General features: G+C 72.3%; 11 protein-coding genes. 7 read left to right on the forward strand and 4 right to left on the reverse strand.

What is annotated here, in order from left to right:
- Positions 1 to 20: 20 nt before the first annotated feature.
- The 7 genes from ACH4D5_RS22375 to ACH4D5_RS22405 all read left to right on the forward strand — a co-directional run bounded on the left by ACH4D5_RS22375 (position 21) and on the right by ACH4D5_RS22405 (position 9,180).
- Positions 21 to 2,846 carry a hypothetical protein gene (locus ACH4D5_RS22375; RefSeq protein ID WP_398305233.1) on the forward strand — a complete coding sequence of 942 codons (2,826 nt, stop codon included), beginning with the start codon at positions 21 to 23 and terminating at the stop codon, positions 2,844 to 2,846.
- Entirely contained in the window at positions 2,839 to 3,762 is a 924-nt protein-coding gene (locus ACH4D5_RS22380) for an ABC transporter ATP-binding protein (RefSeq protein WP_398305236.1), read from the forward strand. Before ACH4D5_RS22375 ends, ACH4D5_RS22380 begins: the two co-directional genes overlap by 8 nt.
- Before the next feature lie 14 nt (positions 3,763 to 3,776).
- Entirely contained in the window at positions 3,777 to 4,445 is a 669-nt protein-coding gene (locus ACH4D5_RS22385) for an ABC transporter ATP-binding protein (protein WP_398306030.1), read from the forward strand.
- A 170-nt stretch (positions 4,446 to 4,615) separates the two neighbouring features.
- Positions 4,616 to 7,162 carry an ATP-binding protein gene (locus ACH4D5_RS22390; protein WP_398305239.1) on the forward strand — a complete coding sequence of 849 codons (2,547 nt, stop codon included), beginning with the start codon at positions 4,616 to 4,618 and terminating at the stop codon, positions 7,160 to 7,162.
- A 70-nt stretch (positions 7,163 to 7,232) separates the two neighbouring features.
- The gene (locus ACH4D5_RS22395; RefSeq protein WP_362992807.1) at positions 7,233 to 7,916 is read left to right on the forward strand and encodes a response regulator; all 684 of its coding nucleotides are present in this window, start codon (positions 7,233 to 7,235) and stop codon (positions 7,914 to 7,916) included.
- Between the two features lie 133 nt (positions 7,917 to 8,049).
- On the forward strand, positions 8,050 to 8,448 hold the full coding sequence (locus ACH4D5_RS22400) for an OB-fold nucleic acid binding domain-containing protein (protein WP_362992781.1): 399 nt from the start codon (positions 8,050 to 8,052) through the stop codon (positions 8,446 to 8,448).
- Positions 8,449 to 8,451: 3 nt separating this feature from the next.
- The gene (locus tag ACH4D5_RS22405; protein ID WP_398305242.1) at positions 8,452 to 9,180 is read left to right on the forward strand and encodes a DUF3159 domain-containing protein; all 729 of its coding nucleotides are present in this window, start codon (positions 8,452 to 8,454) and stop codon (positions 9,178 to 9,180) included.
- A 156-nt stretch (positions 9,181 to 9,336) separates the two neighbouring features.
- Here the strand turns inward: ACH4D5_RS22405 and ACH4D5_RS22410 are convergent, their stop codons facing one another.
- The 4 genes from ACH4D5_RS22410 to ACH4D5_RS22425 all read right to left on the reverse strand — a co-directional run bounded on the left by ACH4D5_RS22410 (position 9,337) and on the right by ACH4D5_RS22425 (position 11,391).
- Positions 9,337 to 10,005 carry a TrkA family potassium uptake protein gene (locus tag ACH4D5_RS22410; protein WP_362992296.1) on the reverse strand — a complete coding sequence of 223 codons (669 nt, stop codon included), beginning with the start codon at positions 10,003 to 10,005 and terminating at the stop codon, positions 9,337 to 9,339.
- Positions 10,005 to 10,673, reverse strand: a complete 669-nt coding sequence (locus tag ACH4D5_RS22415; RefSeq protein ID WP_356249822.1) for a TrkA family potassium uptake protein — start codon at positions 10,671 to 10,673, stop codon at positions 10,005 to 10,007. The genes ACH4D5_RS22410 and ACH4D5_RS22415 overlap by 1 nt, the downstream gene beginning before the upstream one ends.
- A 128-nt stretch (positions 10,674 to 10,801) precedes the next feature.
- Positions 10,802 to 11,041, reverse strand: a complete 240-nt coding sequence (locus tag ACH4D5_RS22420) for a hypothetical protein (protein ID WP_398305244.1) — start codon at positions 11,039 to 11,041, stop codon at positions 10,802 to 10,804.
- On the reverse strand, positions 11,041 to 11,391 hold the full coding sequence (locus ACH4D5_RS22425; RefSeq protein WP_398305246.1) for an ArsR/SmtB family transcription factor: 351 nt from the start codon (positions 11,389 to 11,391) through the stop codon (positions 11,041 to 11,043). The genes ACH4D5_RS22420 and ACH4D5_RS22425 overlap by 1 nt, the downstream gene beginning before the upstream one ends.
- Positions 11,392 to 11,456: the final 65 nt, after the last annotated feature.

Below are 11,456 nucleotides of genomic sequence, written 5' to 3' on the forward strand. Positions count from 1 at the left end.
CGCTGGTGGTGGGTCTCGGGATGGTGATCGGAGTGCTCGTGGCCGTCGCCGCTGCCGGTCCCGGGCTGTTCGAACGGCTGGGCGGGGACGCGCTGGCGGGCCGGTTCGAGCAGGTCCAGCGCGCGGCGCCCGGGGTGGTGCACAGCGCGCGGATCGACCCGGAGCAGCCCCGTCCGGGTGAGAAGGGCGAGCTGGGGGCCGATCTCGCGCGGTACGCGACCGTCATCGAGAACGCCTCGCCGGGCCGGCTGCGCGGCGGACTCGTCCACGACTCGACCCGGATCGAACTGCCCACGGTGGACGGGGACGTGGCGGGTGGCGTCTCGCTGTCGCTGGTGTACGCGTCCGACGCCCCGGGGCGGAGCGCGTACGTCGCAGGACGGGCGCCCCGCGCGCACGGGCAGGTGGTGGAGCTCGCCGTGTCCGAGCGGACGCGTGACGCGCTCCGGCTGCGTGTCGGGCAGCGGATCGGGCTGGAGGGCGGCGCCATGGCGAACGTCCGTGCGGTCGGGCGGCTCGTCGGGGTGTTCCGGGCGGCGGGTCAGGGCTCCGGCTCCGGTTCTGCCGCGGGTTCTGACGCCGGCTCCGGTTCCGGGGCTGACCCCCGCTCCGGGGCCGACTCCGGCTCCGACTCCGACTCCGGCTCCGGCTCGGGATCCGGGTCCGACTCCCGCTCCGGCTCCGCGAAGGGCACGCGGCTCTGGGTCGAGCAGCCGCTGCTCGCACGGCCGGTGCCCGGCGTGGCAGGGGCCGCCCCGGACGTCGGTGCGCTCATCGCGCCTCGCGGCGCCGAGATCCTCCAGAACCAGGCGAACGCCGAACTCACCGTCGAGTGGAACATGCGGCTCGACCTGACGGAGGAGGTCGCGGGCCGGTTCGTGGGGGAGCGCGGCGCGCGGGACTTCCAGCGGCTCATGGCCCGCTACCCGCCCGCGGCCAAGGAAGCCTTCTGCGACATGGAGTCGTACGGCGGGAAGTGGTGCGTCCTCGGGTCCCACCCCGCGACGGAGCTGGAGAGCGACACCGAACTGGTCGACGTCTTCGAGGAGTTCCGGCGCCAGTGGCGGCAGGCGGGCGTCGTGATGTCATTCGCCCTGGCCTCGCTGCTCGGCGTGGGGTTCGCCGCCGCCGTCGTGACCTCGCTCCTTGTGGTGCGGCGGCGGCTCGACGGGGCCCGGCTGCTGCGGGCGCGCGGGGCGTCGGCCGGCGGGCTCGCCCTGGGGCGTGCTGTGGAGAGCGCACCGGCTGCGCTGCTCGGCTTCGGCGTCGGCTGCGCGGTCGCGGCGCTGACACGGGCGCCGGGGAGTTCACCCTCGTACGCCGAGGGGCTGGCCGTCGCCCTCCTCTGCTGGCTGCTGCTGCCCGCCCTCACGTGGTTCGCGGTGCGGGACCGGGCCGTGCTGGGGGAGCGCGCGCCGCAGGGCGCCGGGCGCCGGATCGTGGTGGAGGCGCTGGTGCTGCTGCTCGCCGCGGGCGGGGTCCTCGCGCTGCGGGCACGGGGCACGGAGGGGGCGGCCGGGCCGGATCCGCTGCTCGCCGCGGTGCCCGTGCTGCTGGGGCTCGCGACGGTCGCCGTCCTGGTGCGGTGCTACCCCTGGCCGGTGCGCGCGGTGGCGCGGTGGTCGGCACGGGGGCGGGGCACCGTCGTCCTCGTCGCGCTGTCCCGCGCCGCCAAGGAGGCTCCGGCGCGCGGCCTCGCGCTGCTCGTCCTGGTGGTGACGCTCGCCGGTGCCGTCTTCGGAGGGCTCGTCTCGGGGACGCTGGTGGAGGGGCGGCGCGCCGCGGCGGCCTGGCAGGTGGGCGCCGACGCCTCCTTCCTGGGCGCGGACCGCGACCCCGGCACGGCGGAACGGCTGGCACGCGCGCGTGGAGTGCGGAAAACGGTGACGGTGCGGCAGCTGAGGGTCGATCCGGTGAGCGGGAAGGACGGCGGGCGGTTCGGGATCTCCAGCCTGGTCGGGGTGGACGGGGCGAGGCTGCGCGAGGCGGCGCGGGGTTCGGCCGCCGCCCGCGCGCTGGACGACGCGGGCCTCACCCGGGGCAGGGGCGGCCGGGACATCCGGGTGCTCGCCTCCGAGGGGCACGCCGGTGACCTGCTCACCTTCACCCTGCACGGCAAGGAGGCGCGGCTGCGGGTCGTCGGGCCGCTGCCGGAGGATGCGGCGCGCGACGCCGCCCTCGGACCCGTGCGCGGCGCCACCGAGTCCCGGCAGCACCTGCTCCTCGCCGACAACCGTGACCTGCGCGCCTTGGCCGCCTCGGACTTCGAGGAGTCCGCGCTCCTGCTGTACGGCGCGCGCATGGACACGGAGGCACTGCGTTCCCTCGTACCGCGTGCCGCCCCCGGAGCGACCGGCGGAGAGCTCCGCATCCGCGCCGAGGAACAGGCCGAGGCCGCCGACGACCGGCTGACCGCCGCCGTGACCCTGGCGCACACCGCCTGCACCGCGCTCGCCGTGCTCCTCGCCCTCCTCGCCCTCGTGCTCGAACTGCTCCTGTCCGCTCCCGCGCGCGGACGCACCACCGCCTACCTGCGCACTCTCGGCCTCGGTGGGCGTGCCGCGGCCGCGCTGCAACTGCTGCAGCTCCTGCCCCTGGTGCTCGCGGCCGTCGTGGGCGGCGTCGCGCTCGGCCTCGTGCTGCCCGCGCTGCTCGGTCCCGCCCTCGACCTGCGGGAGTTCACCGGCGGGCCCACCGCGCCCGCCCTGCACGTCGACGCGCTGTTCACCGCGGCCCTGAGCGCGGGACTCTGTGTCCTGGTGGCCGCGGCGGTGGGCGTGGAGACCTGGCTCGGCCGGCGCCGGGGGCTCGGCGCCGTCCTACGACTCGGGAGAGCGGATGACTGAACTGGCCGAGCTGGAGGCGCGGGCGCGCGCCGCCGGGCGTACCGCCGCTGACGAGGGTCTTGTCGTCTGCGACAACCTCGTCCGCGTCTACCGCACCGAGGAGGTCGAGGTGCAGGCGCTCCAGGGCCTGGACCTGGTCGTCGCCGCCGGTGAGTGCGTGGCGCTGGTCGGCGCGTCGGGGTCGGGCAAGTCCACGCTCCTGGCGATCCTCTCCGGCCTCGACCTGCCCACCGCGGGGCGCGCGAAGGTCGCGGGCCACGATCTGCTCGCGATGGGGCGCCGCGAGCGCCTCGGCTACCGCAGGAGCACCGTGGGCTTCGTCTGGCAGCAGACCGGGCGCAATCTGCTGCCCTATCTGACCGCGCTGGAGAACGTGGCGCTGCCGATGAAGTACACGCGCGTGCCGCGCCGTACGCGTCGGGAGAGGGCCGCCGAACTGCTCGGCGTGCTCGGCGTCGCGCACTGCCGCGACCGGCGGCCGACCGAACTCTCCGGCGGCGAACAGCAGCGCGTGGCCGTCGCCGTCGCCACGGCCAACTCCCCGCGCGTCCTGCTCGCCGACGAGCCGACCGGCGAACTGGACACCGCCTCCGGAGAGGACGTCTTCGCCGCCCTGCGCCGCGCCAACGAGGAGCTCGGCGCGACCGTCCTGGTCGTCACCCATGACCCGCTCGTCTCCGAGCAGGTCCGTCGCACGGTCCGTATCCGTGACGGCCGTACGTCTACGGAGACGCTTCGCGAACACGGCGGCACGGGTGAGGAGTTCACGGTTCTGGACCGGGCGGGGCGGCTGCAGCTGCCGGGGGAGTACGTGGAGCGGTACGGCCTGCGGGGGCGGGTACGGCTGACGGCGGAGCCGGACCACGTGGGGGTGTGGCCGGACGGGCCCGGCACCGGACGAGGGGAGGTGCGGTGAGGGTGGCCGAGGCCATGGTCGTCGTAGAGGATCTGCACCGGACCTACGGCAGCGGTGCCGCCGCCGTGCACGCCCTGCGCGGCGTCTCCTTCGCGGTGCCGCGCGGGGAACTCGTCGCTCTCAAGGGCCGCTCGGGGTCCGGCAAGACCACGCTGCTCAACCTCGTCGGCGGGCTCGACGTCCCGGACCGGGGCAAGGTCACCGTGGACGGCGTGGGGCTCGTGGGTCTCGGGGAGAAGGGGCTGCTCGAACTGCGCAGGGACCGTCTGGGGTTCGTCTTCCAGTCCTTCGGACTCATCCCCATCCTCACCGCCGCCGAGAACGTCGGCGTCCCCCTGCGGCTCCGCAAGGCCGAGCCACGCGCGCGTGAGGAGCGGGTCGCCCTCCTCCTCGCTCTCGTCGGCCTCGCCGACCACGCGGGCCAGCGGCCCGGCGAGCTCTCCGGAGGGCAGCAGCAGCGCGTGGCCATCGCCCGCGCCCTCGCCAACAAGCCCGCCCTGCTGATCGCCGACGAACCCACCGGACAGCTCGACGCCGAGACCGGGCTCGCCGTCATGGAACTGCTGCGCGCGGTCGTCCGCAGCGAGGGCGTCACCGCCTTGGTGGCCACGCACGACGCCGCCCTGCTCGACCTGGCCGACCGGGTCCTGGAACTGCGCGACGGAGAAATCGTCGCGAACTGAACACGTGCGGCCCACCGACCGCACCGACCGGGGCGCGAGGCCGTCCGGCGGGCAAGGCATCAGGGTTGTGTCAAGGACCCCACCCCCGCACCCCCTCATCCGTAATGCCGGAATTGTTGGCCGTAAGGTCGACGCTGCGTACACAGCAGTTTCGGGAAGACAATGAGGCCATGGCACGCGGCAAGCTTCGGATCTACCTCGGTGCGGCACCGGGCGTCGGCAAGACGTACGCGATGCTCTCCGAGGCCCACCGCCGCATCGAGCGCGGCACCGACTGCGTGGTCGCCTTCGTGGAGCACCACGACCGGCCGCGCACCGAGGTGATGCTGCACGGCCTCGAACAGGTGCCCCGCAAGGAGCTGGAGTACCGCGGCACGGCCTTCACCGAGATGGACGTCGACGCCACCCTGGAGCGCGCCCCGGCCGTAGCCCTGGTCGACGAACTCGCCCACACGAACGTCCCCGGCTCGCGCAACGCCAAGCGCTGGCAGGACGTCGAGGAACTCCTCGCGGCCGGCATCGACGTCGTCTCGACGGTCAACATCCAGCACCTGGAGTCACTCGGCGACGTCGTCGAGTCGATCACCGGAGTGCGCCAGAAGGAGACCGTCCCGGACGAGGTGGTGCGCCGCGCCGACCAGATCGAACTGGTCGACATGTCGCCACAGGCGCTGCGCCGCCGCATGGCGCACGGCAACATCTACAAGCCCGACCGCATCGACGCGTCCCTCTCCAACTACTTCAGGCCCGGCAACCTCACGGCGCTGCGCGAGCTCGCGCTGCTCTGGGTCGCCGACCGCGTCGACGAATACCTCCAGCAGTACCGCGGCGAGCACAACATCCGCTCCACCTGGCAGGCCCGCGAGCGCATCGTCGTCGGCCTGACCGGCGGACCCGAGGGCCGCACGCTGATCAGACGCGCGTCCCGGATGGCCGCCAAGGGCTCGGGCAGCGAGATCCTCGCCGTCTACATAGCCCGCAGCGACGGCCTGACCGGCGCGTCCCCCAAGGAACTCGCCGTCCAGCGCACCCTCGTCGAAGACCTCGGCGGCACCTTCCACCACGTCATAGGCGACGACATACCGGCCGCGCTCCTCGACTTCGCACGCGGCGTCAACGCCACCCAGATCGTCCTCGGCTCCTCCCGCCGCAAGACCTGGCAGTACGTCTTCGGGCCCGGCGTCGGCGCCACCGTCGCCCGCGACTCGGGCCCCGACCTGGACGTGCACATCGTCACGCACGGCGAGGTCGCCAAGGGGCGCGGGCTACCCGTCGCGCGCGGGGCGCGCCTCGGCCGCTCCCGGGTCATCTGGGGCTGGCTGGTCGGCGTCGCGGGCCCCACGCTGCTCACGCTGCTGCTCACCCATGTCGACGCCGACCTCGGCCTCGCCAACGACATGCTGCTGTTCCTGACGCTCACCGTCGCCGCCGCGCTGGTCGGCGGGCTCTTCCCGGCGCTCGCCTCGGCGGCCGTCGGCTCGCTGCTCCTCAACTACTACTTCACGCCGCCGCTGCACCTCTGGACCGTCTCCAACAACAAGAACATCGTCGCCATCGCGGTGTTCGTCGGCGTCGCGGTGTCGGTGGCCTCCGTCGTGGACCTCGCGGCCCGGCGCACCCACCAGGCCGCCCGGCTGCGGGCCGAGGCGGAGATACTGTCCTTCCTCGCCGGCAGCGTGCTGCGCGGCGAGACCAGCCTGGAGGCCCTCCTGGAGCGGGTCCGCGAGACCTTCGCCATGGAGTCCGTGGCCCTCCTCGAACGCGCGGGCGACACCGACCCCTGGACCTGCGCGGGCAGCGTCGGCGACGGCCGCCCGCTGGAGCGCCCCGAGGACGCCGACGTCGACATGCCCGTCGGCGACCACATGGCGCTCGCCCTGTCGGGCCGGGTCCTGCCCGCCGCGGACCGCCGGGTCCTCGCCGCGTTCGCCGCGCAGGCCGCGGTCGTCCTGGATCGCCAGCGCCTGCAGTCCGAGGCCCACCAGGCTCGCACCCTCGCGGAGGGCAACCGCATCCGCACCGCCCTGCTCGCCGCCGTCAGCCACGACCTCCGCACGCCGCTCGCGGGCATCAAGGCAGCCGTCTCCTCCCTGCGCTCCGACGACGTCGAGTGGTCCGACGAGGACGAGGCCGAGCTCCTGGCGGGCATCGAGGAGGGCGCAGACCGGCTCGAACACCTCGTCGGGAACCTGCTCGACATGTCCCGGCTGCAGACCGGCACGGTCACCCCGCTGATCCGTGAGATCGACCTCGACGAGGTCGTCCCCATGGCCCTCGGCGGCGTACCCGACGGCAGCGCCGAGCTGGACATCCCCGAGACGCTGCCCATGGTCGCCGTCGACAAGGGCCTCCTGGAGCGGGCGGTCGCCAACATCGTCGAGAACGCCGTGAAGTACGCACCCGAGGGCGCGCCCGTGAAGGTCTCCGCGAGCGCCCTCGGCGAGCGCGTCGAGATCCGGGTCGTGGACCGCGGCCCCGGCGTCCCCGACAGCGCCAAGGACCGCATCTTTGCCCCCTTCCAGCGCTACGGTGACGCTCCACGGGGTGCCGGTGTGGGCCTCGGCCTCGCCGTCGCCCGCGGCTTCGTCGAGGCCATGGGCGGCACCCTCGCCGCCGAGGACACCCCAGGCGGCGGCCTCACGATGGTCCTCACCCTGCGGGCGGCCGCCGGCCGGCCGCCGGTCCGCCCCGAGCTCTCGTCCCGGGCCACCTCGTGACCCGGAACCGGAACCCGGACCCAGAACACAAGCCGTGCTCCAGAACCAGAAGCCGGAAAGGCAGGTACGCATGACCCGGGTGCTCGTGGTCGACGACGAGCCGCAGATCGTACGCGCCCTCGTGATCAACCTGAAGGCGCGCAAGTACGAGGTGGACTCGGCCCCCGACGGCGCCACGGCGCTGCAGGTCGCCGCGGCCCGCCACCCCGACGTGATCGTGCTCGACCTCGGTCTGCCCGACATGGACGGCGTGGAGGTCATCCGGGGCCTGCGCGGCTGGACGCGCGTCCCGATCCTGGTCCTCTCCGCGCGGCACAGCTCGGACGAGAAGGTCGAGGCGCTGGACGCCGGCGCCGACGACTACGTGACCAAGCCCTTCGGCATGGACGAACTCCTCGCCCGGCTGCGCGCCGCCGTCCGCAGGGCGGAGCCCACCGGCCCCGGCGACGACGACGTCCTGGTCGACACCGGCGACTTCTCCGTCGACCTGGCCGCCAAGAAGGTCAACCGCGGCGGACGCGACGTACGCCTCACCCCCACGGAGTGGCACCTCCTGGAGGTCCTGGTGCGCAACACCGGCCGCCTGGTCAGCCAGAAGCAGCTGCTCCAGGAGGTCTGGGGCCCCTCGTACGGCACGGAGACGAACTACCTCCGCGTCTACATGGCGCAGCTGCGCCGCAAGCTGGAGGCGGACCCGGCGCACCCGCGGCACTTCATCACGGAACCGGGAATGGGATACCGGTTCGAGAAGTGACCGGAATACCGGCGGCCCCGACACTGACCGGATTCCTCGCTTCAGCGGCCCCCGGAGCGGGTACTGAGCGGACATAAGCACAGATGAGCGCACCCCTGTCCCTGGTGTCGGCGCCCACCGGTACGCTTCTTGTATGAGTGCTGTTTCTGGTTCCGACAAGCCGGCGGGCCGTTTCCGGCGCATGCTCGACCGGCTCTCCTCCTCCCAGGAGGACCTGGAGTCGGAGGAGCTGCGGGAGGACGCCGAGACAGCGGGCTGCGTCCGTATCGGCGACTGCCAGGACCGCCAGATAGTCACCGTTACTGGTACCTTGCGCACGGTCACTCTGCGACCACGCGCCGGGGTTCCCGCCCTGGAGGCCGAGCTGTTCGACGGCTCGGCGGCGCTGGACGTGGTGTGGCTCGGCAGGCGCTCCATCGTCGGGATAGAACCGGGGCGCAGGCTGATCGCATCGGGCCGGATCTCGATGAGCCGCGGCCGCCGGGTGCTCTTCAACCCCAAGTACGAACTCAGACCCCTCGGACGGGAGTAACCGGTGACGTCCCTCGACAAGCCGACGGACCAAGGGAGCGCCGATCAGGACGCCGATTCCAGGGCCGTGACCGAGGCAGCGCTCTTCGAAGCCTTCGGCGGCGTGCGGGGCATGGTGGAGACGGTCGTTCCCGGCCTGCTCTTCGTGACCATCTTCACGATCAACAAGGACCTGCACATGTCGGCCATCGCGGCCCTCGCGGTGTCCCTGGTGCTCGTCGTGGTCCGCCTGGTCATGAAGGACACCGTCAAGCACGCCTTCAGCGGCGTCTTCGGTGTCGCCTTCGGTGTGGTCTTCGCGATGATGACCGGCAACGCCAAGGACTTCTACCTGCCCGGCATGCTCTACACCCTGGGCCTCTCCCTGGCGTACATGATCACGACCCTCGCGGGCGTTCCGCTGATCGGCCTCATCCTCGGCCCGGTCTTCAAGGAGAACCTCTCCTGGCGCACCCGCAACCCCGGCCGCAAGAAGGCGTACGCGAAGGCCAGTTGGGCCTGGGGCCTGATCCTGCTCGCCAAGTGCGCGATCCTCTTCCCGCTGTACTGGTGGGCGGACACCACGCAGTTCGGCTGGGTCCTGGTCGCCCTGAAGATCCCGCCGTTCCTGCTCGCCGTCTATCTGACCTGGGTGTTCCTCGCGAAGGCCCCGCCGCCGATCGACGTGTTCGCCGAGATGGAAGCGGCGGAGAAGGCGGAGGAGGAGCGCGAGCGGGAGCGCCGGAGCGCCTGAGGCTGCCCCGCAGGGGCGCTTCAGGAGCGCGAGGAACTGCGCGCCCAGCCCCAACGCACCCGCAGCAGACGTACGAGAGCGCGCCGTCAGCAGACGTACGAGAGGGGGGCGCCCGGAAATCACCGGGCGCCCCCCTCTGCGTACAGAGCCCAGAAGCTAGCTCTCCCGCCGCACCGACAGCAGATCCTCCAGCTGCTCCTCACGGGCCTGCGCCGCGACGAAGAGCAGCTCGTCCCCCGCTTCGAGGGAGTCGTCCGCGGTCGGCGCGAGGACGCGCGTACCGCGGATGATCGTGACCAGCGAGGTGTCCTCGGGCCACTGCACGTCGCCGACCTGCGTGCCCGCGAGGGCCGACTCGGGCGGCAGCGTCAGCTCCACCAGGTTCGCGTCGCCGTGGCTGAAGCGCAGCAGCCGGACGAGATCGCCGACGCTCACCGCCTCCTCGACGAGCGCGGACATCAGGCGCGGCGTGGAGACCGCGACGTCGACGCCCCAGGACTCGTTGAAGAGCCACTCGTTCTTCGGGTTGTTCACGCGGGCGACGACCCGCGGGACGCCGTACTCCGTCTTGGCGAGCAGCGAGACGACGAGGTTCACCTTGTCGTCGCCGGTCGCGGCGATCACGACGTTGCAGCGCTGGAGCGCCGCCTCGTCGAGCGAGGTGATCTCACAGGCGTCGGCGAGCAGCCACTCGGCCTGCGGGACGCGCTCCACCGAGATGGCGGTCGGCGCCTTGTCGATGAGCAGGATCTCGTGCCCGTTCTCCAGGAGCTCACCGGCGATGGAACGGCCCACCGCGCCTGCTCCGGCAATGGCGACCCTCATCAGTGACCGCCTTCCTCGGGGCCTTCGGCGAACGCCGCTTCGACCTTGTCGACCTGGTCGGTGCGCATCATGACGTGCACCAGGTCGCCTTCCTGCAACACCGTCTGCGAGGTCGGCAGGACCGCTTCGCCCAGCCGGGTGAGGAAGGCCACGCGGACGCCGGTCTCCTCCTGCAGCTGGCTGATCTTGTGCCCGATCCACGCCGCCGAGGCGTGCACCTCGGCGAGCTGCACGCCGCCGGTGGGGTCGCGCCAGAGCGGCTCGGCACCGGAGGGCAGCAGCCGGCGCAGCATCTGGTCGGCGGTCCACCGGACCGTGGCGACCGTCGGGATGCCGAGGCGCTGGTAGACCTCGGCGCGGCGCGGGTCGTAGATGCGGGCCGCGACGTTCTCGATGCCGAACATCTCGCGGGCCACGCGGGCGGCGATGATGTTCGAGTTGTCGCCGCTGGAGACGGCGGCGAAGGCGCCCGCCTCCTCGATGCCGGCCTCGCGCAGGGTGTCCTGGTCGAAACCGACGCCGGTGACGCGGCGGCCGCCGAACCCGGAGCCGAGGCGGCGGAAGGCGGTGGGGTCCTGGTCGACGACGGCGACCGTGTGCCCCTGTTGTTCCAGGTTCTGGGCGAGAGCGGACCCGACTCTCCCGCAGCCCATGATGACGATGTGCACCTGTCCTTTACCCCGCACTCCTGGTCATCCCGCTGACCTGCGAAAACATCGTGCTCACTCTTCTCTCTCACTCTGGTGGCAACCACGGGGCAACAGCGTGCGGCGTTGCCAAGAGACGAGCTTAAGCCTCAGTCGACGCTGCGCAGCAGCCCCTCGACCTTCTCCAGCCGGTGGCCGAGCTCGACGAGCTGGAGGCGGGTCGACTCCTGCTCGGACCTGGCCCGCTCGACGGCCTCACGGTACCCCTGCATGGCCTCGGCGTACTGCCGGTCGCGCTCGCGGTTGCGCTGCGTCTGGAAGTACGCGACGGCGACGATCGCGCCGGCGAGTATCAGGAAGAAAGCGACGGGAATGATCACGTCGTCCACTAGGGCGTCCCCTTTGCTGAGTGCTGTCCGTCATCGCCCGACCGGCCTGGCTGCCCCGACTGGTCGTGGCGGACGGCCGCGACGATCGTATCCACGTTCAACTGCACGTCGAACGGCGCCAGTTCGAAGTACTTGAGCGCCTTGCCGTCGTCGGAGAGCTCCAGGTGGCCGACGACGAGGCCGGCCTTCTCCATGCGTTCGAGGTGCATGTAGAGCAAGGGGCGGGACACCCCGAGCCGCCGGGCCAGCTCGCTGACGTACAGCCTGCCGGACGCGAGCTCGGTGATGATCCGGATGCGCTGTGCATGGCCGACCGCCGCGAGAAAAGCCAGCAGCTCCTCGCTGTCCATGGTCCGCCTTCGCGCTGCTCCGAAACCTGTCAGTCAAGGCTTACGTATGACGGGATCCGCTGTCA

This window comes from Streptomyces sp. NPDC018029 (assembly GCF_044327655.1).
Lineage (GTDB): Bacteria > Actinomycetota > Actinomycetes > Streptomycetales > Streptomycetaceae > Streptomyces.